This is a genomic window from Pseudoduganella ginsengisoli (assembly GCF_009720865.1).
Lineage (GTDB): Bacteria > Pseudomonadota > Gammaproteobacteria > Burkholderiales > Burkholderiaceae_D > Rugamonas > Rugamonas ginsengisoli.
Window position 1 is genome coordinate 66689 of the sequence record NZ_WNLA01000017.1, and the last position, 22904, is coordinate 89592.

Genomic DNA, 22904 nt, shown 5'->3' on the forward strand with positions numbered 1-22904 from the left:
GCTCACGCATAATCGACAAACCACTGCTGCGACGGATCTTGCCAGCAGCGCGTGCCCTGCAGCCCATCGGCCATTGCGCGCTGGTGGCCCGCGTGGTCGCATGCCGCCACGTGCATCTGCGTCATGCTGGACTGGGGCGGCGGCAGCAGCAAATCCCGCTGCACCACCAGCCGCGCCAGGCCGCCATACACGATGGCATAGCGCCGCACCGTAAAGCCTTCCTTCAGCAAGCCCCGCAGGCTGCGCATGTTTTCCGGCGCCACGGTCGCCGCGACCAGCGTGCGCCCCAGTTCACGGCCCAGCGCCATGCGCTCTTCGATTCCCGCGCAGTGCAGGCGGCGGCCGCGCCATTCCGGCAGACAGGCGGCGCCGTCCAGCACACACAGGCGGGCCCGCTGCTGGGCATCGAGGTCCAGCAATGTGCCCATGTGATCGACCGTCGGCGAATGCAATCCCAGCACGCCATAGGCCACCAGTTCATCATCGGCAAAACAGCCGAGAATGCGCCCGCACTCCGCCACGTGGCGCTGGAAATGGGCAAGCGGATCGGGGCGCACCATGCCGGCCGGCGTCAGCGACGCTACGTGGGCATGCAACGCGTGCACTTCCCGCGCCTCATCTTCACGTATGGTGCGCCACGTGAACACCACGTCATCTTCGCAGCAATTCATTTGAGTAGCTCCGCAAAGTTAATGACTTTTAATGGCGGATACAGTTCCAGTTCGGCCGCCACGGACATATTCACGATGTAGGAAAAGCGGGCCAGCGTTTCAATCGGGATGGACGATGGCGCCCGCCGTTCAACGAGGATTTGCGCCGCCTTGTACGCGGTCAGGCGGCCCACGGCTTCATAGCCGGATACGAGCCCGAACAAGGCTTTGCCGTCGCGCAGCATCACTTCCGCCGCCGAATACGTCGGCAGGCGGTACGCCAGCGCTGCTTCCGTCAGGGCTTTGCGGTTGGCTGCCAGGAAGCTGTCCGGGCCGATGTACAGCAATTGGACGCCATCCGCGGCCAGCTGCTTGACCAGTTGCGGCAATGACGCCGCCAGCGGCTGGCCGCCCGCGTCGAGCGGCACCGGGCGTTCCACCAACTGCAGATTTTCCTGCGCTGCCGCCTTGCGCAGGGCCTTCATGTTCGGCAGCGAATTGGCTTCGGCCGGGTTGTAGATGGCGGCGATGCGGTCGAAACGGCGGTACGTGCGGATGGCCGTCAACTGCTGTTCAATTGGCACCACGTGCGAAGCGCCAGTCAGGTTGCGGCCGGACGACGCCAATGATTTGACGAAACCCGCGCCGACCGGCGACGATACCATGGTGAAGACCACGGGAATATCCTTGACCGGCTTGACGGCATCGTCGTGGCGGCCCACTACGGCCAGCGTCACGGGTGTGCCCCACGTATAAATCAAATCGACTTTCAGCGCGCGCGCTTCGGCGACCAGGTCCGGCACGCGGGCGATGTTTTGTGCGACGTCGCGCGTAATCAATTCAACGGGAATGTTACGGGTGGCGAAGTAATTGCGGAAACCGCGCTCGACGTCGGTTTCGCCCCGGTACAGGATCATGTAAATCCGGTAGGGCTTGTCCGGCGATGGCGCCGCCTGCACGAACGGCGCCGCCGCAGCCGCTGCCAGCAACGTGCGCCGCTTGAAGTTCATGCCGCCGCTCCTTCCGCATTGGCTGCGTCCACGCGGGTGGCGGCCATGAAAACCAGTACAAACGCCAGCGATGACAGCAGCGCAAACGCGCCCAGCGCCAGCATGGCTTGCGGCGCGCCGTAGCGCGCCACGAGCATGCCGGTGACCAGCGGCCCCGCCGCGGCGCCCAGCCGTTCCAGCAGGCGGAACAGGCCGACAATCGGGCCGGTGCCCGCATCGCGTGCTTCTTCGCGCGTGACGCGCGCCACCAGCACCAGCTGGGCTGAAATACTCATCGACTGGCCCACGCCCAGCGCCGCAATGCCCAGCATGACGAAGTCGCCGCTGGCGCCGAAATACACGGGCAGCAAGCCCAGTCCCGTCAGCACGCCGCCGGCCGCCACCAACCGCGCGTAAGCGTTGTAGCGGTCCGCCAGGTGGGCAAAGACAGGCGCCAGCGCCAGGGATGACAGGCCATACAGCATCGTGTAGCGGCCGATTTCCGATTTCGAATGGCCCAGCGTGGACAGCAGCACGGGGACCAGGAAGATCAGGAAGCCGGAATACAGGAATTTGGCCGGCATGCCGGACAAGAACGACAGCGCGACAAAGCGCCGGTTGCGGGCAAGCCGGCTGACGAGCGCAAAGCTGGCGCCGGGCAGCGGCGCCGCGCTGTTACCGGCAGGCGCCGCTGCGCGTTCCGGGTTCTGCGTGGCGCGCAACACCACCGCCGCCAGCGCTGCCGCGCCCAGCGCCACCATCGCGCCCAGCAGGAACACCATGCGGTAGCCGACGCGGTCCGCCAGGATGCCGCCCACGGCAGGAGAGCAGATTTCCGCCACCATGATGGCGCCTACGAACAGCGCCATGCCTTTGCCCCGGTTGCTGCTATCCGTATGGTCGAAGACGTAGCCCTGGCACGCCATGAACATGACGGCATAGCCGGCGCCTGTCACGGCGCGGGCAACCACCAGCGCCAGGTAATCCGGCACCAGGCCCGTAACGGCCAGCCCTGCCATCACGGTCAGCGCGCCCGCGATATAGCTGCTGCGCCGTCCCAGCCGGTCCGACCATGCGCCGGCAAACGGCATGGTCAGCGCCACGCCCAGCAGGAACGCCGTGATCGGCAGGCTGGCGCGCATGCCGCTGTCCAGGCCCGGCGCGGGCAGTGAAGCGGCATATACGGGCAGGAAAGAGCGCGACAGCATTTCCGCAAACATGAACAGGAAACTCAGCACGCGCACCAGTACGACACGATGCGCTACCAGGTCGCCTTCGCTGGTGGAACCGAACGTGTACAGGGACTTCAGGCGCCGCAGCACGGGCTCGGCCTGCGCCGCTGCCAACGGCGCCAGCCGGCGCTGTGCTTCCGCGTCGCGCAGCACGGCGTCGTAGCTGCGGTTGGCGTTTTCCGCCAGGCCGTGCAAATGCCCGGCGATGGGGGCGCCGGGCGGCGGAGGCGGGCGCTGGCGGAAGTCGCCCGCCGCAATGTGCGCCATCATGGTGACGATGTGGCGCATGGGCGCCGTGAAATTCAGCGTGACGATGAACCACAGGATTTCAAAGGCGATCAGCAGGCTGGTGATCAGCACGATGCCGATGTCGTAGCGCAGTTCGCGGATACGGGCCGCCAGGTAGCGGTGGTCCACGCCCACATGCAAATGCCCGACAGTCTTGCCCTGCAATTGCAGCGGCAGCGCCGTATCGAGGAAGCGTTCCGGCGCCGTGGTGTCGGCCGTGGTGCTGCCATACAGGACAGCGCCTGCGCGGTCCGTCACGCGCAGGTAGGCGAGGTCGCGGTTTTCCTTCAATACTTCGGCAAAATATTCCGGTACGCCTTCGAGCCGCTGCAGCGGAATGCCATAGCCGAGCGCCCGCACGATCTGCGTGGACAATTCCACGCCCGTCGTATGCGCCTTGCGTCCCAGTTCCGGCAACAGCCGCTGTTCCGACAGCGACCACGCATACAGCGACAGCGCGGTCTGCACCAGCACCAGCAACGCCAGCACAAAGACAAACAGTTGCCTTACAGGGCGTGCGTACAGGCGTTCCGCAGGTGGCCGGTGCGAACTCACAGCCGTGCTCCGGCCGCATCGGACCCTGACAGGGCGGCGTGCGCTTGCTGCAAATCCTGTCCGGCCTGGCCGGCGGCGCGGTTGACTTCCGCCGCCAGTTCTTCCGCTTGCCGGTCGGGCCTGGACACGGCTGGCGTACTTGGATCAAACGCATGTTCGATGGTGCCCAGCGTACGCCGGATGCGGCGCACCCACAGCCGGATGCCCAGCGCCGCCAGCATGCCGGTCAGCAGCGTGGCCACCACGCCGGCCTGGGTCAATTGCGTGGCAATGCCGGACATGAATGCATCATGGCCGGCGCGGGAATAATGCAGTTCGACGGAGCCAGCCACAACGCCGAGGTCGCTCGACAGCGGCGACGCGATGCGGATGTCGCCGTTGTCCGGCTTGCGCCCGGTGGAATAGACGGGAACACCGGCCGTGTCGCGCACAATGATGGCGACAATGCCCGCGTCCTGGGCCGCTTCGAATTCAATCGCGGCCTGGGCATTGCCCAGGCCATTGATGGGCAAACCCAGGTCCAGCCCGGTTTCCAGGTTTTCGCGCAGTCCGTTGACGGTAAAGCGCAGCCGCGAATCTTCCAGTTCCGTCAGTGTGCGGTCCAGCTTGCCGATGTTGAGAAACACCGTCAGGGCGATCGCCAGCACCGATATCAATATGACCGGTGCAGTAATCGTAACGCTGAGCCGTGACATCGCCATTTTGCAAACACCGCAACTGCTGAGATTGCAAAAATTGTAGCACTGTTGAGTTTGCTCAATATTGCTTATCTATTATTGTGCTAGGCATTTGTGGCAATGGCGCCATAATTTATTGATTTTTAGTAATACTTATTGATAACACTGATTGGTAAATACTTATTCGTAAGCCCCCAGCCGGCGCTGTTCCTCCTGTGAAAAATGCGCATTGCGCAGCGCCTGTTGCGCACTGGCGTCGCCCGCATGTGCCAGCAATTGCTTGCGCTCGGCCAGGTAAGTTTGCATGCGGCGCTGCCATGCCGCTTCTTCGCGGTCCACGTCGGCCAGGCGGGCCGCCGCGCCCGTATCGAGGGCTGCCGCCCGCAGGCGGTAAATTTCATTGTCGTCCGCGCCTTGCGCGCGGCGCTGCGCCACCTCCTGTTCCAGGCGCACGATGCGCATGGGCGCGTCGCGCTGTGCGCGCACGCTGGCAGGCAGGCGCGCGTCGAGTTCGGCCAGCCTGCGTGCGCGTTCGGGGGCGGGCAGGCTGCGGTCCATGTCCAGTTCCAGGCGGGCGATCGTGTCCTCCGCCTCGGCATCGGCTTCGCCAAACAAGCCTTGTATTTCCTTGACGGTGAAATACTGGCGGCGCAATGCGAGCATGCCGTCATGGCGGGCGCGCGCATCTTTCGCCAGGTTGCCGACGGGGCGCAGGTTTTTTTCCAGCGTGCCCAATGCGCGCTTGTATTCAATGTAGGCAGCCAGCAGGCGCTTCGCTTCAGCTGCCGCGGCGGGCTTCAAACGGCGCGACAGTTCGCGCTCCGCTTCCGCCCGCACGGAGACCAGGCTGGTTTCGCCCTGCGCAGCCAGGTAATAGTCGAACAAATGGCCCAGCTCCGCATCGACGACCAGCGCATCGCTGGCGTCGAGCCGGACGTCGCCATCGGGCTTGGTTCCTTCCATCGAGCGCACGAACGCGAAATAGTGTTCGCCGGATGCCGTGGCCGGCGCTGGCTGCGCGGCGTCGCCGCGTGCATACAGCCAGCCTCCCAGCATGGCCATGGTGATAATGGCGGCAACGGCGGCGGCGCGGTTGGATTTCGCGTTCATGCGCTGCCCTCCTTACAGGCCCAGGCCCTGCAGGCGGTTGGCCTGCTGGCGATAGATCGTCACGGGATCCGTCTCGAACAGGTTGCCGATGCCGACCAGCTGGTTGATTTCATCGGCATGGTTCAGCGCATAGTCGTCGCGGATCACGCGGCCCAGGTGGCTGGAGCAGCTGGCAACGAGGCCGTCGTTTTTCTCGCCGCCAAAGGCCAGCGACGTCACGGCCAGGAACGGGTCGAGCGCGTCCAATACGTTGGTGTACGAGCGTGCGCCGCTCCACGAGAAATACTGTACGCCATTGACCTGGTAAGCGCCTTCACCGCATGCGCTGGTGGGGATGCCTTGCGGGTGTTTGGCGTTGAATGCCAGCGAGCCGGCCGTGGACAGCGATTTTGCCGCGCCCATCGAGCTTTGCGGCAAGGTCGGGCTGCCGGAAATCAGGCTGATCAACCCGGCCAGTGCATTGGCAATGTCATACGACACATTGGGAACCGCCCCGATCAGGATGTCGGCGACTTTCGAGCCTTTGTTGACGCCGCCCACACTGGTTACGGACGCCACCAGGTCGGGACGTACGGAGGCGACATAGCGGGCGGTCGGGCCGCCATGGCTGTGGCCGACCAGGTTAACTTTGGCGGCGCCGGTGGCGGCCAGGATTTGCTTCACTTGCAGCAGCAATTGTTCGCCGCGGACTTCCGTGGAATTGGCGGCGGAAACCGACGTCGTGTACACGGTGGCGCCGCCGCTGCGCAAGCCCGAAGCAATGCCGTAGAAGTAATCGACAGGACCCAGGCTGTCAAAGCCGAACAGGCCGTGCACCAGCACAATCGGGTATTTGGTTTGCGTATAGCCGGCGGCCCAGGATGGGGCGGGCAGGGCTGTGATGGTGATCAGGAACAGCGCGAGCGTCTTCCAAAAGCGTTTTTTCATGTGGTCTCCATTCGTTGATGTTGTCGGCCCAACTGGCGTCGGGCTGAAACGAATGTAGCACCGCACAAAAAGTGCACGATCGTGCTGGCTTCCAGTGACATGCGGTTGGCTCGCAGGGCAAGCCAACCGTTGTATTGTTAACTAAACTGCTTTTTTACTGATGCGGCTGGTTGACTTCGCCCTGCGGCGGCGCAGCACCGGCCGTTGCTGCCTCTCCGCTTGGCAAGGCTTGCAAGTCGAGATCAATGGCGCGCACAGTGTTGTCCTCAAGATACTCACTGTACAGCCACTCGCCGTCGCGCTGCGCCAGACCTTGCGGCGCCGGCAATTCTTGCGGCGGACGTTTTTGCAGCGCGACTTTCATATAGTCCAGCCAGATCGGCAGCGCCAGGGTCGCGCCGAATTCTCGGCCGCCCAGCGATTTCGGATCGTCGTAGCCCATCCATGCCACGCCGACCACGCCGCCGCCATACCCGGCAAACCAGCCATCCATTGCATCGCTGGTGGTGCCGGTTTTGCCTGCGATATCAAGGCGGCCCAAGGTCTTATAGGCTTGCGCACCGGTGCCGCTGCGCACCACTTCACGCATCATCTGGTCGGCCAGGAACACATTGCGCGGATCCAGTACGCGGTTGCTTTCCTGTGTTACGACAGGGGGCTTGGTTTCAGAAATCACCTTGCCATCGCCATCGACGATTTTCGCAATCAGGTAAGGCTGCACCTGGTAGCCGCCATTGGCAAAGACGGCATAAGCGCCCGCCAGCTGCTGCGGCGTGACGGAACCGGTACCCAGCGCCATGGTCAGGTTTTGCGGGTGCTTAGGCAAGTCAAAGCCAAACTTTTGCAGGTAGTTATGGGCGTACGGCACCGAGATGGCGCGCAGCAGGCGCACGGTCGTGACGTTTTTCGACTTGGCCAGCGACGTGCGCATGGTGATCGGGCCGTCATAGACATTGTCATCGTTTTGCGGATTCCACGCGCTGTCGCCGCCGTCCAGCGACAGCGGGGCGTCGTTGATCAACGTGGCCGGGTAATAGCCTTTTTCCAGCGCTGCGGAATAGATGAACGGCTTGATCGACGAGCCAGGCTGGCGCCACGCCTGCGTCACGTGGTTGAACTTTTGCAGGTTGAAGTCGAAGCCGCCCACCAGCGCGTGGAAGCCGCCCGTGTTGGCGTCGATCGATACGAACGCTGCCGCCACTTGCGGCACTTGCGTGATGGCCCAGCGCGCGCTGCCGCCGCTGCCGGACTTGATGACGCGGATGACGGCGCCCGGACGGATCTTGAATTCCGGCTTGGCCGCGGCAGCCAGCGCCGGGGCAGCCAGTTTCAAACCGTCGCCCGAGATGTCAATGTCTTCGCCATCGATGGTTTCAGCCTGCACGGTTTTCGCGCTGACGCTGGTCACGACGGCGGGAATCAAGCGGTCGCTGGAGCGGCGCTTTTGCAATGCCTGGTCTATGGCGTCTTCGCGCTCATCTTCGTCCGCCGGCAAGTCAATGTATGCTTCCGGGCCGCGGTAGCCATGGCGCTGGTCATAGGCCAGCACATTGCGGCGCACGGATTCATATGCGGCATCCTGGTCAGCCTTCAAGATGGTTGTATACACGCTGATGCCGCGCGTGTACGACTCTTCCTTGAACTCCGCATACACTTGCTGGCGCGCCAGTTCCGCCACGTATTCCGCGTGGGTTTCGAATTCCTGGCCTTTGGTCGACACGTGCAGCACTTCTTTCAGCGCGGCCTGGTACTGTTTTTCATTGATCAAGTCCTGCTCGCGCATGGCCTTCAAAATCAAATGCTGGCGCTTGCGGGCAGCTTTAGGATTCACGGCGGGGTTGTTGCGCGCAGGGTTTTGCGGCAAGCCGGCCAGCATGGCCATTTCCGCAATCGACAAGTCGGTCAAAGGCTTGCTGAAATACGCTTGCGATGCGCTGGCGAAGCCGTAGGAACGCTGGCCCAGGTAAATCTGGTTCATGTACAGCTCAAGAATCTGGTCCTTCGTCAGCGCCGACTCGATCTTATAGGACAGCACGATTTCCGACAGCTTGCGGCCCAGCTGCTTGTCACGGCTGAGGAAGAAGTTGCGGGCCACCTGCATCGTGATGGTGGAGCCGCCCTGGCGGAAACTGCCGCGCAAGTTGGCTTTGACGGCGCCCAGCATGCGGATCCAGTCAATGCCGCCATGGTCATAAAAGCGCTTGTCTTCGATGGCCAGCACGGCTTTCTTCATCAAGTCCGGGATTTCCTTGACCGGCACGAAATTACGGTGTTCTTCGCCGAATTCGCCGATCAGCGCATTGTCCGCCGTATAAATGCGCAATGGAATCTTCGGCCGGTAATCAGTGACGGCATCAATGGCTGGCAAATCCGGGGCAATCACGAACAGCATATAGCCGGCCACCAGTGCGGCGCCGGCGCCGGCCGCAATACCGCCAATAGCCAGGGCACGTTTCAGGAAAGTGGAATTCAAGACAAACACCTGTGGTTGCAAAGAGCGGCCATTATAGACTACGCGCCCGATGGAAAAACTGCGTTACAAACCGGTTCCCCCTGGAGCGGAATCGCCATGCTATTCTTGCTTTTTTTGCAAAGGAGAAACAATGCGCGCGATGTCGGCCCTGGGCTTGCTGTTGGTGGTGGGAAGTGCGAATGCAGCGGTACAAAATGTGGATTGCGGCCGTTTGCTGGATGTGAAAGCAGGCGTGTGGCGGGAAAAAGTCACAGTCAGTGTGGAAAACGGCATCGTCAAAAGCGCGGCGCCGACCGGCGCGGCCAAGGGCGACATCGACCTGTCGTCGCAGGCTTGCCTGCCGGGATTGATCGACATGCACGTGCACCTGGCGTCGGAAACCCAGCGCCAGGTGGAAGCGCTGCGCAGCACGCTGTCGCTGGATGCGGCTGATGAAGCGTACCGCTCGGTGCCGTTTGCCGAGCGCACGCTGAAAGCCGGTTTCACGACAGTGCGCGACCTGGGCGCCACGGATGGCTTGAACATCGCCATGAAGCGCGCCATTGCAGCCGGTTCGATTCCCGGTCCCCGTATTTTCACGGCGGGCACGATGATTGCCACCACCGGCGGCCACGGCGACCATTCCAATGGCCTGTCGCGCGAACTGGGCAAGGCGAAGGGGCGCCCGACACCCTATGACGGCGTGATCAACGGCCCGGACGAGGCGCGCGAAGCCGTGCGGGCCCGCTACAAGGAAGGCGCGGACCTGATCAAGATTACCGCCACGGGCGGCGTGCTGAGCCAGGCCAACAGCGGCCAGAATTCGCAATTCACGGACGAGGAATTGAAAGCCATCGCATCGACTGCGAAGGATTACGGCTTCCGCGTGGCGGTCCATGCGCATGGACTGGAAGGCATCAAGCGCGCGCTGCGGGCGGGCCTTGATTCCATTGAGCACGGCACGTATATGGATGATGAAGCCATTGCGCTGTTCAAGAAGACTGGCGCGTATTACGTGCCGACCATCAGCGCGGGGCGTTACGTGGCGGACAAGGCGAAGGAACCGGAATACTACACGCCGCAAGTGCGTCCGAAAGCCGCCGCCATCGGCCCGCTGATCCAGTCCACGTTCGCCAAAGCCTACAAGGCCGGCGTGAAAATCGCGTTCGGTACGGATGCGGGCGTGTTCCCGCATGGCGACAATGCAAAAGAATTCGCCTACATGGTGGAAGCCGGCATGCCGGCGCTGGAAGCCATCCGTTCGGCCACGCTGCATGCGGCGGCACTGCTGGACCAGGGCAGCCGCCTCGGTTCCGTGGAGCCGGGCTACGCCGCCGACCTGATTGCGGTCAGCGGCGACCCGTTAAACGATGTCACCGTGCTGCAGAAAGTGACGTTTGTAATGAAGGACGGTGTGGTTTACAAGCGCTGAGCAGCTCGGCTGGTACCTGCGCCGTGGCGGCCTCCTGTTCGGGAACGTCGCCCGGCGCGCTGACCAGATCCGGCTGGTACTGGTGGATCAGCAGGTCCAGCCAGCCATCCAGGCGGTTGAAGCGGTAGCCCAGTTGCGCGGCGCGTTCCGTATCGAGCAGCAGCGGGTGCGGCAAGTCGAACGGGCTCAAGTTGCCCTGCGTGGACAGGGGCAGCGCCCGCGCCGGCATGCCCAGTACGTCGCCCACGCGGCGGTGCAAGCCCAATGCCGACAACTGGCCGCCGCTGGCTGCATTGACCGGGCCGGTGAACGCCTGCATGGCGCTCCAGTGCAGGAACGATGCGGCCGACGCCACGTCGATGAACGACGTGGTGGCCTTGCCGTTTGCATAGAGCAGCGCCTGGTCTGATTGCACCAGTCCCACGTAATAGGCCAGCGGGTCATGGGGGGATGGCGTATCGCCCAGCACATGGGCCAGCCGCACGGATACCGCCGGCAAGCCGCCATCACCCTGCATGACCGCTTCCGCCTGGCGCAGGCCCGGCGCGAAGTTTTCGCGGGCGTCGACCGGTTCCAGCCAGTCGCGCTGCCAGTCAATCGCTTCGCGGGACAAGTCCAGTGCCGCTTCATCGAAAGGTTCGTTGCGGCAGCCTATCTGCTGGCGGTACACGGCAATCGACGACGCCATCACATAGCGCTTGGTCTTGCCCTTGAAAACGTCCAGCGCAATTTGCGCATCCAGTGGCGAGCGGTTCAGCAAATCAATCACAACGTCAAAGGACACATGGGCAAAGGCAGCCTGCATGGCGGCACGGTGATGGCGGTCCACGTGGATGCGGCGGACTTGCGCGCCGAAGCCATCGCGGGTGTGGCCACGGCTGGCGATGGCCACGGCGTGGCCCGCTTTCAGCAGTTGCTCCACCAACATGGCGCCGATCGCGCCTGTACCGCCGATAACCAAGATATTCTTGCTCATGTTAATCTCCTGTTGTGTGCGACGAGTGATGGCTTCATTCTGCGCCTGCATGGCGCGCTGCACAAACGAGAAAATTGCCGGTCTTAGCATAAGAAAATCTAATTCATCATGGCCAAACCCTTACGCAGCCTGTCCGGGCTGATTGATCTGGAAGCCGCCGCCCGGCTGGGCAGTTTCAAGCTGGCGGCCGAAGAACTGCACAAGACGCCGGCTGCTGTCAGCCAGCAGATCCGGCACCTGGAAGAAGAGCTGGGCTTCCTGCTGTTCCTGCGCCATCCGCGCAATGTGGAATTGACGGAAAAGGGGCGGGATTTTGCGGCCACGGTTGCGCGCGTGCTGGCGGACTTGCGCATGAAAGCGGCGGCGCTGCAAAACTCGTGCGAAGAAAAGGTGCTGCGTATCTCCAGCACGCATTCGTTTGCATTGAAATGGCTGGCGCCCCGCCTGACGCATTTTACGCGGCTGCATCCGGAACTCGATATCCGGCTTGACGCCAGCGACCGTATCGTCAGCCTGGAAGATGATTCGGTGGATGTGGCGATCCGCTATGGCGGCTATGAAGCGGGCGACCCCGGCGTGCTGTTCCCTGAGCGGCTGGTGGCAGTCTACAGCCCGGACATGCTGCCGGCCGGCCGCACGGAATTCACGCTGGACGATTTGCGCACGTTGCCGCTGCTGGATGAAGGCAGCAATTTGTACTGGCACCGCTACATGGCCGCCAACGGCTTGCCGGCCGGCTGCTACGACATTTCAAAAGGCTACAGCCACTGGGGCGTGCTGACGCAGGCGGCCGTGGCGGGGCAGGGCGTGGCGCTGGGCGCATGGAGCATCGTGTATGAAGACGTGCGCAAAGGTGCGCTGCGGCTAATCCACGGCAAGCCGATTCCCTACAAATCCGGCTACCGGCTGCTGACCAACATTAACAAGCAGGGCATGGCGAAAATCGATGCGTTCAAGTGCTGGCTGGTGGAAGAGGTGGCGCAGATGGCGGCGGCGCTGGCGGAGTTTGAGGCGCTGTTTGAAGAAGAGACGGAGTTGCACAGGAAGGCTGGGTAGTCAGTCAAAGAACTGCATGCCTTTGTAGGGTTTGATTTTGCATTCGGCCAGCCGCGACGCCAGCGATCCCACGTGCGCTTCCAATTGATGGCCGTCGGGATCAAGGAAGTAAAACGAGTCGCCTTCGCTGCGGTTTTCCTGCCATGGACGCACGCCGTTCTCCAGCAGTTTCTGCCTGAATGCGTCGAAATCCTGCTGCTGGATCGAAAATGCGTAATGCGTGTAGGACGAGGGCGGTTCGATGCGCTGGCCGCTGGATAAGGACAAGCATAGCCAAAGCTCGCCCAGGGACAGGTAGGCGCCGGTTTCCCACATGGCGGCGGGCCGGAAATTCAAAAGACGCGAGTAAAAGTCGAAGCTGCGCGGCAGGTCGGAGACGGCGAGCGTCAGGTGATTAAAGCTGGTGAGCATAGCGATCCTGGAAGAGTGACGGGGGCCGGAAGCCGTCATCCGGGACGGCTTCGTCGAGAGCAAGGTTGACCGATTAACGCTCGCCCCTGAGGATATAGACCGGCTTATCGGTTTCACCCTTTTCCACCATGGCGAGCAGGCGTTGCAGCTCGGTGCGCGCTTTGTCGTCCTTTGCGGACGCGGCCAGGCTGCGCAAGATGGCGGCGTGCGCCGCTTGCAGTGCCTGCGCCGCCGGCACCGCGATGTCCGGTTTCACGCCGGCTTTGTCCCAGCTGGTTTTGGTGACGAAATTGGTTGTGCGCGAGTCCGGGACCGCAACAGCAATGTCATGCCCCACGCTGTACCACCCCACGGGATTGGCTCCGCCGCCGGTGGTTTCACCGACCACCGTCCCGCGCTTTTGCGCCTGGATACCGTAGGCGAAATCCTCCCCGGCGGAAAAGGTGCGTGGCGACGTCAACACGTACACCGGCTTGTCGTAACGCTGCGCGACGGTCGGCACAGTCCAGAACTGCTCCGTCGTATTGTCCGGGCGAACGTACATGTCGCTCAGGTGCCGGCGGTCGCCGACCGGGAAAAAATGGCTGATCAGGTACGCCGAACTCATCGGGGTGCCGCCGCCGTTGCGGCGCAAGTCGATGATCAGCGCATCCGTTCCCGCCAAGAGCATCATCGCAGCGGTGTATGCCTGGCCAACGAATGTCGGGTTGCCGAAATTGCGCAGCTCGAAGTAGCCCACGTTGCCGGGAAGGCGTTCGATCTTTTCGATACCATAGCCGCCCCGCACGACCGCGTCGTGCCATTCGTCGACCTGGGTACGGCTCAGCGGTTCGAAAGCACTGGTGGACTCACGGAATCCTTCGACCACCCTGGCGCCGAAGTGCTTGTCGCCACTGATCTCGCGCAAGTCCGTCGCCAGCGCTTCGCTCAAGGCTTTCGCGCTGGTGGCGGATGCATAGCCCCCCTTTGCATGCTTGCTTGCAATCGCACGGCCAACCCGTTCAGCCACGGCGGGTTCGATGTAATTTGCATTGATTTTTTCGACCAGCGTCTGCACGATCGCAGCGCGGTCGGAGGCATTCAACGGGGCATCCTCCGCCGCGAAGGCGGACAACGGCAACAGCATGCTCAATACAGCGCCTGCGACGATCTTCTTTTTACCTAACATACATTCTCCAAGTTGGACTGCGAATCGGTTCTTGTTTAGCGCTGTTGCAGCGCCGCCGCCAGGGCGGGCATATAGGTGCGGCTGGCGCGCAGGACACTGCCGTCGCGCATGCGCAGCAACGCATCCGGTTGGTCAGCGAGCGCAGCTCGGCGATCATGTCCAGCCGCACGATCGTCGAGCGGTGTATGCGATGAAACTGGCGCGGATCGAGCTGCTTGGCCAGGGTGTGCAAGCGTTCGCGCACCAGCCACGTCGATCCATTCGCGTGCAGGGAAGCATAGTCGCCGTCCGCCTCGATGCGCTCAACTTCCGCAACCGGCACCACCACCGTGCGTGTTCCGACACGCACGGTGAAACTTTGCAGCGCCGGTTCGGCGGCCGGCGCCGCGGTACGTCCCGGGCTGCGGTAGGGAAAAGCCTGCTGTGCGCGGTCAAGCGCTTCGTCGAAGCGTTCGTCATCGACCGGCTTCAACAGGTAATCGAGGGCGGCTAGTTCAAAGGCTTGCAGCGCAAAGCTGTCGTAGGCGGTGAGCAGGATGGCCATCGGACGCTGCGCCGGCGGCAGCGCGGCCAGCACCTCGAGGCCGGACTTGCCTGGCATTTCGACGTCGACGAACACCAGGTCGGGCTGCAGCGCCACAATCCCTTCGACAGCGCTGGCGCCGTCACTGAATTCGCCCACCAGCTCGAAGGCGCCGCGCCGCGCCAGCCTGACCTTGACGGCCAGCCTGGCCAGCGGCTCGTCGTCGATAATCACGACGCGGATGTTCATGGTCCCACCTCCATGGCGCGCTGCGGCATGGCGATGCGCACCTGGAAGCGGCCGTCTATACCCCAGCCAGCATCCACCTGCTGCTCCACCCCATACAGGTGGCGCAAGCGCTCTTTGACGTTGGCCAGGCCAATGCCGCTGCCCGGCTGCGGCTGCCGCCGGCCGTCATTCCGCACGTCGATCAGCAGGCGCTGGCCGTCACGCTCGACCAGGATATCGAGCCGCCCGGGCGTGGACAGCGGTGCGATGCCGTGCCTGATCGCGTTCTCCACCAGCGGCTGCAGAATCAGGTACGGCACGACGCTGTCGAGCAAGTCGGGGCCGGCCTTCATCGTCAGGCGCAGGCGTTCGCCGAGCCGCGCCTTTTCGACGGCCAGGTAAGCGTCAAGCAGTGCCAGTTCATCGGCCAGCGCATGTTCGTGGCGGCCGTCATGCGCCAGCGTGGCGCGCAGAAAATCGGACAGCGACGCCAGCATGCGGTTGGCTTCCCGGTTCGATTGTGCCGACACCAGCGCGGATACCGCGTTCAGGGAGTTGAACAGGAAGTGGGGATTGACCTGCAGGCGCAGCGCCCGCAATTCGGCATCGCGCGCGGCGCCTTGCGCCTGGGCCAGATGCAGCCGCACCTGTTGCAGCGACAGGTAATAGCCGCCCATCGCGTGGACCGCGCAAAAGGCGATCAGCGCCAGCCAGCAGCTATCGAGTCCACGCGCCAGCCTGCCCCACTGGTAGCCCGTTTCCATGCCAATCACGATCCCGAAACTCTGCCCCAGCAGGGCGTTCGTCAGGGCCATGGCGTAGGTGACCACCAGCAGGATCAATCCCATGCGCAGCCACGGCCACTCGCGGCGCCACATCGCGCGCTGAAGCAGCGTCAGCGGAATAAGCCATAGCAGGCAGGCGACCAGGAACAGCGTACGAAAGGCGACGATATAGTGGTCGCTGACGGCGGGTAAGCCCAGGATGAGCATGCAGACTGACACCGGCAGCGCGGCCAGCACGGGAACGAATAAAGGGGTGTCGACTTTCACGCGGGGTTTCCAGAAATGCAATTCTGCAATTCTAGCGTTTCAATCACCCAGCGAATAGAAAGCAATGCACGCATGGAACGTCCTCAGGTATGAAAGTCTTTACCTTAGACGATGGCCCGGCTGCGGGTCGAGTCCATTGCGGCGAACCGTGCAAATCTTGCGGTCCAGCCGGTCGGATCAGGCACGCTGTGGCAGGTCGAGTTTCTTGGTCATGAACACCCGGCTGACGCCTTCCCGCTCCGAGCTGATCTCGCCAAAACGCACCCACCCGTTTTTTTCATAAAAACCCGGCGCCTGGAAGCTGATGGTGTACAACACCGCAGAACTGCAGCCGCGCCGGCGCGCTTCATCTTCGAACGCCTGCAGGATTTTTGTGCCCAGCCCCGCTCCGCGCTGGGAGTCCGGCAAGTAAAACAAATCCAGAAACGCCAGTCCCAGCGAAGTCCTGCCGGTGATGCCGCCGATGGCGTCGCCAGTGTCTGGATCGCGGACGACCACGGAAAGGGGACGCCGGTCCGTGTAGCCAAGCGCTTGCTGGTTGTACGCGTCGAGCCCGTCGCCGATCATTTGTTCCAGTGCAGTATCGGCTTCGCCGCTGATGACAATTGCGTATTCCTTCAATCTCTATCCTTATCGCTGTAGTTTGGTCAATTGGAGCGCCAGCGGCTGTTGCGGCCTTAGCGTCACATTCATCACTGGCACCGGCGGCGCTACGCCTTCCACCGGCGCCAGTGCAAAGCGCTGCAGCACCATTGCTGCAATCACGGTCATTTCCGCCATCACCAGATGCTGGCCCAGGCAGATGCGCGGCCCGGTGCCGAATGGCATGTAGGCTCCCCGTGGCGCATGCTGTGCGTCGTCCAGAAAGCGTTCGGGACGGAACAGCTGCGGCTCCGGGAACCACCGCGCATCATGCTGCATCAATTGTACCGGTACCGTAAAGATTGTACGAGCGGGGATCTGCCAGCCGCCCAGTGTGATCGGCGCCGTGGAGCGGCGGCTGATCAGCACGGGGGCGGCAGGGTAGAGCCGCATGGTTTCCTGCAACGTGGCTGCCACGTACGGCAGCGCTGCGATATCGGCCGCCACCGGCGCACGGCCTTGCAGATGCCGGCGGACTTCATCGCGCGCCTGCTGCTGTGCTTGCGGATTGGCCGCCATGCACCACATCCACCACGTCATTGTTGCGGCAGCCGTTTCGTGGCCGGCCAGGAAAGTCGTCATGCACTCATCGCGCACGGCGGACAATGGCCATGCCGCCGCATCGTCCGCATGCAGCGCCAGCAAGCGGCTCAGCAAATCATCCGGCCAGCTGTCGCGCGGCGCCTGCACGCGGGCATGGATGTGCCGTGCGATCAAGGCATCGATGTACGCCATGGCCCGGTGCTTGGCGCGTTGCGATGGCAGCCAGCGGGGCAGGTTGAATGGCCAGAAAAACTCGCGGTTGGCCGCCACCGATACGTCATGCAAGGCTTGCGCGGCGGCGGGCGCTTCAGCCGTGATATCGCCGGAAAACGCCATGCCGGCAATGACTTCCATCGTCAGTGTCGTCAGCGCCTGTTCAACCGGCCATGCACCCGGCAGCCACGCGGACAAGGCCCGTTCAGCGCGGGCGGCAATGGCCGGAACCAGCGCTGCCGACGGCTTGGGCGCGAAGTTCGGCTGCAGCGCCAAGCGCTTGACGCGCCACGGTTCGCCTTCTGCGATCAGCACGCTGTGCCCATGCAGCTGTGAAAATACTTCAATACCGCGTTCCCAGCGGATCAGCGCCTGATGGTGCTGCACCAGCAGTTCCCGCGCCAGCGCGGGATCCGTCACGACGATCTGGTGTTCCGGCCAGATGCGCAAGTGGACCAGCCCGCCGTACGACGCTTGCCAGCGGCGCATGGCGCCGAGAAGATCGCGCGACATTTGCCGCAACAGGCCCCACCCCGTGATGCCGGGTTGGGGTCCGGGCGGCCATGCACCGGGCGGTTTCAGTTTGACGGCAGGCGCGTCGCCTGTGCTGTGGTAGGGGCATTGGGCTGTGGTTTTCATAAGCGGGATTGTCCGCCGCGATTTACCGGCCGTATTGAACGGAAACGACATCGCGCTGCGATTGCCTGCTTGGTATACTCGAAGCCCATGAATTCCGTTACCTGTCCCGCGCAATGGGAACGCGCACCCCGTTTCACGCACGGCGCACCGCACAACCGCCTGTACCCGGCGCCGCCTGCCTTGCAAGGCGTGCTGGCAGCACTGATCAGCCGCGATACGCGCGGGCTGGCGCTGGACAGCGCGCAGCGGCTGTCACACTTTCCCGCATCCCCGTTGATTACGCTGTCGTGGTTCGACAGTATCGAGCCTGGGCTGGTGCAAGACACTGCGGCAGGGCCACAGTGGGAACCCTTCGCGTCACCGGTCATGCTGTCCGGCAGCCAGTCCAAGCCGCTGGCCAGCTGGGCGCCCACGACAGGGCGCGGCGCTATGGCGTGTTTTCCCGCCGATGTGGCGCACGCGCTGTTCGGCGTCGACCTGGCCACGCTGCATGACCGCTTCGTACCGGCCGAAGACGTCCTTGATTCCAGCTGGGCGCCGCTCTTGAACGGTTTGCTGCAGGCGCGGGACGATGGGCAAGCAATGGCGGTACTGGAACAGCAATTAACCAACAGGTGGCGGGCGGTCAACGGCGAGGCGTCGGCACTGGCGTCGGTGCGCCAATTGGGCCGCCACTGGGTGGAGCGGCTGGCGCTGAAAGCGCATGCATGGCAGCGCGATGTCAGCCCGCGCCAGCTGGAGCGCCGCATCAAGTCTTACAGTGGCCGCTCGCTGCGCGAATGGCAGGCGCTGGTGCGCACGGAAGGGCTGTTCTTTGCCGCGCGCGACCTGTACGAAGCGGGCACGCCGTTCAGCTGGGCCGACCTGGCGCTGCAGGAAGGCTTTTCCGACCAGGCGCACATGAGCCGCGTGTCGCGCCAGATTACAGGCTTTCCTCCGGGTGAATTTGCCCAGCGCTTTATTGAAGACGAGTCGTTCTGGCTATACCGGCTGTGGATGTAGCCACGCTTTCGCGGACCGGTCACGTCACAGTATTTGCAAGCCATCGCGACATCGCGTATCTTTATTCTAAAGCAACAGTTTTATGGATGGCAGCATGGCGGCAGGGTACGACATCGAGTGCGATTTGCTGGTGGTGGGCGGCGGCATCAATGGCGCGGGCATCGCGCGGGATGCGGCCGGACGGGGACTGTGCGTCGTCCTGTGCGAAAAGGATGACCTGGCGTCGCACACGTCGTCAGCGTCGAGTAAATTGATCCACGGCGGCCTGCGCTACCTGGAGTACTACGAATTCAAGCTGGTGCGCAAAGCGCTGATAGAACGGGAAGTCTTGCTGCGCAGCGCTCCGCACATCATGCGTCCGCTGCGTTTTGTGATGCCGCACCGCGCAGGCTTGCGTCCCACCTGGATGATCCGCGCCGGCTTGTACCTGTACGACATGCTGGCGCGGCGCGAAATCCTGCCTGGTTCCCAAGGCGTGAATTTGCGCTGCCACCCGGCCGGACGCCCGCTGAAACGGGCATACACCAAGGGCTTCGTGTATTCGGATGGCTGGGTCGACGATGCGCGGCTGGTCGTGCTGAACGTCATGGATGCGTGCCGCAAAGGCGCGGCTGTCCGCACCCGCACCGCGTGCACGCGCCTGCTGCGTGAAGGCGAGGCATGGATAGCCACGTTGCGCAGCGAAGATGGCGCCGAACAGGTGGTGCGTGCGCGATGCGTCGTCAATGCGGCCGGGCCGTGGACCATGAACGTCCTGGGCATGGCGCTGCCGGAGCGCCGCACGCGGCCGCTCCGGCTGGTCAAGGGCAGCCATATCGTCGTGCCCCGCCTGTTTGAACATGACCATGCGTACATCTTCCAGCATCCGGATGGCCGCATCGTGTTTGCCATTCCCTATGAACACGATTACACGCTGATCGGCACCACGGACCTTGATTACAACGGTGACCCGGACACGGTGGCCATCGACGGCAGTGAAACCGATTACCTGTGCCGGCTGGCCGGTGAATACTTTGAAACAGCCATCACGCCGTCCGATGTCGTATGGACGTATTCCGGGGTGCGGCCATTGCTGGAAGACACAGAGCGTTCTGCCAAGGCGTTAACGCGCGACTATAAATTCTCGCTGGACCAACAAGGCGCGCCGCTGCTCAATGTCTTTGGCGGCAAGATCACGACGTTCCGCAAACTGGCGGAAGAAGCCGTGGACCTGGTCTGCAAGGCGCTGGGCAGCCCGCGTCCGGGCTGGACGGAAAAAGCGTGCCTGCCGGGCGGCGACCTGTTTGGCGATACGCCGCAAAATTGCGCCGTACTGCGCTATGGCGAGTGGGAACAGAAAATCAAGGACCAGTATCCATGGCTGCCGCCCGCGCTGGCGGCGCGCTATTGCCGCGCCTATGGCACGCGCCTGCATACGCTGCTCGATGGCCGCACGTCGCTGGCGGAGATGGGGGAAGCATTCGCGCCCGGCCTGTATATGGCGGAAATCGCGTACCTGCGCCGCTATGAATGGGCCAGGACGGCGGAAGACATCCTGTGGCGCCGTTCCAAGCTGGGCTTGCACACGCCGCCCGATACCGCCGCGCGCCTGGATGCGTGGCTGGCCGCCAACACCATGCAAAGCGCTGACGCGGGCGCGGCAGGCTGCGCTTACAAGGCGCCAGTGTCCCCATAAGCGCAGCGCGATGCCGGCCGCGGGTTCAGCGTGCCTGCATCCGCGTCATGACGGATTTCGTGGCAAATTGCACGGCCAGTGCGCACGCGAACGCGGCGCCAAACGCCTGCACGACCGCTCCTTCATGCAGCAGTTGCGACAGCACGAGGCAGAAAACCGCAAAGGCGTAATAGCCCGGCACCATGCCGCGCAGCAGCGCAATGGCAAACGCATTGCCCTGGCGCGCATGGGAAAAGCCGACCAATACCGTGCTCATGGTCGGGAACATGGCAAAGATGCCGGACAGGCGCGGGCCCATGGCGGCAGCGCCATAACTGACTGCCAATACCAGCAACGCGGCTGCCGCCATGCGGTAAGGCAGATCGCCGCCTGATGCCGGCTTGCCGGTTGGCTTAGACGCCGGCATGTCCGGGAACAGGTACGGCGTCACCATCAGCGCCGCCACGACCAATGCAAAGCAAATATATACGGGTGCTTGCAGCTTCTGGATCGCCGCCACCGCCAGTGCATACACGGCCAGCGCCGACAGCATGGACGCGGCAATGCCATGCGATGCCGCCACCCGAGCATACGCGACGCTGAACGCCAGCACGGCCAGCACCGCGCATAGCGTGCCTTGCGCGGCGGTGGCGGCAAAAGCCGGTCCTTGTTCCGCGGTCATGGTCAGCAAGACGGGACCCGCCACGATGGGGAAGGCCGACAGCCAGCCCGCAACCGTGGGACCCCAGCGGCGTCCTGCCAATGTGACGCCGCCGATCAATGCGGGGGCAAGGAAAAGTTTCAGCAACAGCGTTGGTCCCATGTCGGCTCCGGCTTGAAAGGCAGAACGGCGGCCACGATGGGCCGCCGTTCAGTCACGCAAGGCTGTGAATTACTTCACGCCGTGCATCAGCTTGTTGATCAGCGGGGCGATCAGGAACAGCAGGCCGCCGCCAATCATCAGGATCCAGAAGCCCTGGGTGTAGGCATTGAGCGCCGTCGCCACCGACATGCCGCCTTCGCCCGAAGCGTGCGAAGCGAAGATGCCGGACAGGTTGTTGCCGATACCGGTCGACAGGAACCAGCCGCCCATGCCCAGGCCCACCAGGCGGGTAGGCGCCAGCTTGGTCACCATCGACAGGCCGATAGGCGACAGGCACAGCTCACCCACCGATTGCAGCGTGTACACCATAACCAGCGTCCAGAATGGAATCTTGCTGTCGGCGCCGACCAGTGCGGTCAGTGCGAACCACAGCAGTGCGAAGGCGCTGCCGTTGAGCAGGATGCCCAGGCCGAATTTACGGGGGATCGAAGGATTGGCGTTGCGCTTGGCCAGGAATACCCACACTGCGGCAACCACTGGCGCCAGCGAGATGATGGCCAGCGAGTTGAAGATCTGGAACCACGCGGTCGGGAAAGTCCAGCCGCTGAAGTCGCGGCGCACGATGTATTCCGCCAGGAACGTGAACGACGAACCGGCCTGTTCAAAGAACATCCAGAACATGATGTTGAAGGTAAAGATCACCATCATGGCAATGACTTTGTCGCGCGCGACTTTGCCGTTGCGGAAGCCTTCCGCCAGCAGCATGCCGGCCAGGATCAGGAACAGCACGGTCAACACCATTTGCAGCTTTTGGCCGCCCAGCGACAGCAGCAAATACACCACCGGGATCACGGCGAAGCAGCCCAGCACCACGTAGACGACGCGGGCCATGCTCTGTGCTTGCGGATCGGGCGCGCCGATGCCTTTCAAGCCTGCGCGGCCGATCTGGAACCAGACCAGCGAAATCAGCATGCCGACACCGGCAGCCATGAACACGACTTTATAAGACGGCATGCCATCGACGCCGAACACTTTTTCAGCCAATACCTGGGTCAGCACCGGAGCAATCAGTGCGCCCGTATTGATGCCCATGTAGAAGATGGTGAAGCCGGAATCGCGGCGGGAGTCGGAAGCGCTGTACAGCTTGCCGACCATGGTCGAGATATTCGGTTTGAACAGACCGTTACCAGCAATGATGGTTGCCAGGCCGAATTTGAATAGAGTTGGATCGGGGACTGCGATCATGAACAAACCTGCTGCCATGAATACGGCGCCGACGAGGATGGAGCGCTGGTAGCCGATTACGCGGTCAGCCACATAGCCGCCGAACAGTGCGGCAGCATAAACGAGGGCGAGGTAGGAACCATAGGTCAGGTTCGCATCTGCCTGGCCGGCGGCATTGCCGCCGTGGAATTGAGCGACGATATACAGCACCAGCGCCCAGCGAATACCGTAAAACGCGAAACGTTCCCAGAATTCGGTCATAAAGAGCATCCACAGCGGGGCAGGGTGGCCCATCAACTGTTTATACTCGGGCGGCTGGATCTCCGCCGCTTTCTGCATCGTTGCACCGCTCATATGGTGCCTCTCCTAATTTTGTTTTGATAAAAAAATATGGGATCAGGCACTGGAAAAGCGCGTTGGTAACACGCTTCTGAATGG

20 protein-coding genes are annotated in these 22904 nt (G+C 63.0%); 4 read left to right on the plus strand and 16 right to left on the minus strand.

Annotated features, from left to right (window positions below; all coding sequences use genetic code 11):
* Window positions 1-2 precede the first annotated feature (2 nt).
* The 7 genes from GM668_RS21710 to GM668_RS21740 all read right to left on the minus strand — a co-directional run bounded on the left by GM668_RS21710 (window position 3) and on the right by GM668_RS21740 (window position 8910).
* A complete protein-coding gene (locus GM668_RS21710; RefSeq protein ID WP_155441048.1) occupies window positions 3-671 on the minus strand; it encodes a hypothetical protein in 669 nt (222 codons plus the stop codon).
* Window positions 668-1660, minus strand: a complete 993-nt coding sequence (locus tag GM668_RS21715; protein ID WP_155441049.1) for an ABC transporter substrate-binding protein — start codon at window positions 1658-1660, stop codon at window positions 668-670. The genes GM668_RS21710 and GM668_RS21715 overlap by 4 nt, the downstream gene beginning before the upstream one ends.
* A complete protein-coding gene (locus GM668_RS31290; RefSeq protein WP_155441050.1) occupies window positions 1657-3714 on the minus strand; it encodes an MFS transporter in 2058 nt (685 codons plus the stop codon). Before GM668_RS31290 ends, GM668_RS21715 begins: the two co-directional genes overlap by 4 nt.
* Window positions 3711-4409: a hypothetical protein gene (locus tag GM668_RS21725; RefSeq protein WP_155441051.1), complete on the minus strand. Its 699-nt coding sequence runs from the start codon at window positions 4407-4409 to the stop codon at window positions 3711-3713. The genes GM668_RS31290 and GM668_RS21725 overlap by 4 nt, the downstream gene beginning before the upstream one ends.
* Window positions 4410-4571: 162 nt before the next feature.
* Entirely contained in the window at window positions 4572-5501 is a 930-nt protein-coding gene (locus GM668_RS21730; protein ID WP_155441052.1) for a lipase secretion chaperone, read from the minus strand.
* 12 nt (window positions 5502-5513) lie between these two features.
* On the minus strand, window positions 5514-6428 hold the full coding sequence (locus tag GM668_RS21735; RefSeq protein WP_155441053.1) for a lipase family alpha/beta hydrolase: 915 nt from the start codon (window positions 6426-6428) through the stop codon (window positions 5514-5516).
* A 154-nt stretch (window positions 6429-6582) separates the two neighbouring features.
* Window positions 6583-8910 (minus strand): penicillin-binding protein 1A, encoded by a 2328-nt coding sequence (locus tag GM668_RS21740; RefSeq protein WP_371868753.1) that lies wholly within the window; start codon window positions 8908-8910, stop codon window positions 6583-6585.
* 121 nt (window positions 8911-9031) lie between these two features.
* On the opposite strand from GM668_RS21740, the gene GM668_RS21745 reads away from it, so the two are divergent.
* Window positions 9032-10312 carry a metal-dependent hydrolase family protein gene (locus GM668_RS21745; RefSeq protein WP_155441054.1) on the plus strand — a complete coding sequence of 427 codons (1281 nt, stop codon included), beginning with the start codon at window positions 9032-9034 and terminating at the stop codon, window positions 10310-10312.
* Here GM668_RS21745 and GM668_RS21750 read toward each other — a convergent pair.
* Complete coding sequence (locus GM668_RS21750; protein WP_170305756.1) at window positions 10254-11288, minus strand: NAD-dependent epimerase/dehydratase family protein; 1035 nt, start codon at window positions 11286-11288, stop codon at window positions 10254-10256. The two genes, GM668_RS21745 and GM668_RS21750, sit on opposite strands and share 59 nt — an antisense overlap.
* A gap of 108 nt (window positions 11289-11396) precedes the next feature.
* On the opposite strand from GM668_RS21750, the gene GM668_RS21755 reads away from it, so the two are divergent.
* Window positions 11397-12344 (plus strand): LysR substrate-binding domain-containing protein, encoded by a 948-nt coding sequence (locus tag GM668_RS21755; protein WP_155441056.1) that lies wholly within the window; start codon window positions 11397-11399, stop codon window positions 12342-12344.
* On the opposite strand, the gene fos is transcribed toward GM668_RS21755, so the two are convergent.
* The 6 genes from fos to GM668_RS21785 form a co-directional block, all read right to left on the minus strand.
* Window positions 12345-12755 (minus strand): fosfomycin resistance glutathione transferase, encoded by a 411-nt coding sequence (fos, locus tag GM668_RS21760; RefSeq protein WP_155441126.1) that lies wholly within the window; start codon window positions 12753-12755, stop codon window positions 12345-12347.
* Window positions 12756-12828: 73 nt separating this feature from the next.
* Entirely contained in the window at window positions 12829-13923 is a 1095-nt protein-coding gene (locus tag GM668_RS21765) for a S41 family peptidase (protein WP_155441057.1), read from the minus strand.
* Window positions 13913-14695 (minus strand): LytR/AlgR family response regulator transcription factor, encoded by a 783-nt coding sequence (locus GM668_RS21770; RefSeq protein WP_229499691.1) that lies wholly within the window; start codon window positions 14693-14695, stop codon window positions 13913-13915. The genes GM668_RS21765 and GM668_RS21770 overlap by 11 nt, the downstream gene beginning before the upstream one ends.
* Window positions 14692-15726, minus strand: a complete 1035-nt coding sequence (locus GM668_RS21775) for a sensor histidine kinase (RefSeq protein ID WP_371868754.1) — start codon at window positions 15724-15726, stop codon at window positions 14692-14694. Before GM668_RS21775 ends, GM668_RS21770 begins: the two co-directional genes overlap by 4 nt.
* Window positions 15727-15903: 177 nt before the next feature.
* Complete coding sequence (locus tag GM668_RS21780; RefSeq protein WP_170305757.1) at window positions 15904-16347, minus strand: GNAT family N-acetyltransferase; 444 nt, start codon at window positions 16345-16347, stop codon at window positions 15904-15906.
* A 9-nt stretch (window positions 16348-16356) separates the two neighbouring features.
* Window positions 16357-17763 (minus strand): cytochrome P450, encoded by a 1407-nt coding sequence (locus GM668_RS21785; RefSeq protein ID WP_155441058.1) that lies wholly within the window; start codon window positions 17761-17763, stop codon window positions 16357-16359.
* Between the two features lie 87 nt (window positions 17764-17850).
* Between GM668_RS21785 and GM668_RS21790 the strand changes: the two genes are divergently transcribed.
* Window positions 17851-18765: a helix-turn-helix domain-containing protein gene (locus tag GM668_RS21790; RefSeq protein WP_155441059.1), complete on the plus strand. Its 915-nt coding sequence runs from the start codon at window positions 17851-17853 to the stop codon at window positions 18763-18765.
* An 82-nt stretch (window positions 18766-18847) separates the two neighbouring features.
* Complete coding sequence (glpD, locus tag GM668_RS21795) at window positions 18848-20440, plus strand: glycerol-3-phosphate dehydrogenase (protein ID WP_229499693.1); 1593 nt, start codon at window positions 18848-18850, stop codon at window positions 20438-20440.
* Window positions 20441-20465: 25 nt separating this feature from the next.
* Here glpD and GM668_RS21800 read toward each other — a convergent pair whose 3' ends face one another.
* Window positions 20466-21242, minus strand: coding sequence for a hypothetical protein (locus GM668_RS21800; protein ID WP_155441060.1), 777 nt, complete (start codon window positions 21240-21242; stop codon window positions 20466-20468).
* A gap of 69 nt (window positions 21243-21311) precedes the next feature.
* A complete protein-coding gene (locus GM668_RS21805) occupies window positions 21312-22820 on the minus strand; it encodes a peptide MFS transporter (protein ID WP_371868755.1) in 1509 nt (502 codons plus the stop codon).
* Window positions 22821-22904 lie beyond the last annotated feature (84 nt).

What these genes read in the sequence shown, in the direction of transcription:
- fos (WP_155441126.1), bottom strand. Translation starts at nt 12,755, where the DNA reads ATGCTCACCAGCTTTAATCACCTGACGCTCGCCGTCTCCGACCTGCCG.
- GM668_RS21770 (WP_229499691.1), bottom strand. Translation starts at nt 14,695, where the DNA reads ATGAACATCCGCGTCGTGATTATCGACGACGAGCCGCTGGCCAGGCTG.
- GM668_RS21800 (WP_155441060.1), bottom strand. Translation starts at nt 21,242, where the DNA reads ATGGGACCAACGCTGTTGCTGAAACTTTTCCTTGCCCCCGCATTGATC.
- GM668_RS21730 (WP_155441052.1), bottom strand. Translation starts at nt 5,501, where the DNA reads ATGAACGCGAAATCCAACCGCGCCGCCGCCGTTGCCGCCATTATCACC.
- GM668_RS21750 (WP_170305756.1), bottom strand. Translation starts at nt 11,288, where the DNA reads ATGAGCAAGAATATCTTGGTTATCGGCGGTACAGGCGCGATCGGCGCC.
- GM668_RS21725 (WP_155441051.1), bottom strand. Translation starts at nt 4,409, where the DNA reads ATGTCACGGCTCAGCGTTACGATTACTGCACCGGTCATATTGATATCG.
- GM668_RS21710 (WP_155441048.1), bottom strand. Translation starts at nt 671, where the DNA reads ATGAATTGCTGCGAAGATGACGTGGTGTTCACGTGGCGCACCATACGT.
- GM668_RS21785 (WP_155441058.1), bottom strand. Translation starts at nt 17,763, where the DNA reads ATGAAAACCACAGCCCAATGCCCCTACCACAGCACAGGCGACGCGCCT.
- GM668_RS21715 (WP_155441049.1), bottom strand. Translation starts at nt 1,660, where the DNA reads ATGAACTTCAAGCGGCGCACGTTGCTGGCAGCGGCTGCGGCGGCGCCG.
- glpD (WP_229499693.1), top strand. Translation starts at nt 18,848, where the DNA reads ATGGATGGCAGCATGGCGGCAGGGTACGACATCGAGTGCGATTTGCTG.
- GM668_RS21805 (WP_371868755.1), bottom strand. Translation starts at nt 22,820, where the DNA reads ATGAGCGGTGCAACGATGCAGAAAGCGGCGGAGATCCAGCCGCCCGAG.
- GM668_RS21755 (WP_155441056.1), top strand. Translation starts at nt 11,397, where the DNA reads ATGGCCAAACCCTTACGCAGCCTGTCCGGGCTGATTGATCTGGAAGCC.
- GM668_RS21735 (WP_155441053.1), bottom strand. Translation starts at nt 6,428, where the DNA reads ATGAAAAAACGCTTTTGGAAGACGCTCGCGCTGTTCCTGATCACCATC.
- GM668_RS21765 (WP_155441057.1), bottom strand. Translation starts at nt 13,923, where the DNA reads ATGTTAGGTAAAAAGAAGATCGTCGCAGGCGCTGTATTGAGCATGCTG.
- GM668_RS21745 (WP_155441054.1), top strand. Translation starts at nt 9,032, where the DNA reads ATGCGCGCGATGTCGGCCCTGGGCTTGCTGTTGGTGGTGGGAAGTGCG.
- GM668_RS21790 (WP_155441059.1), top strand. Translation starts at nt 17,851, where the DNA reads ATGAATTCCGTTACCTGTCCCGCGCAATGGGAACGCGCACCCCGTTTC.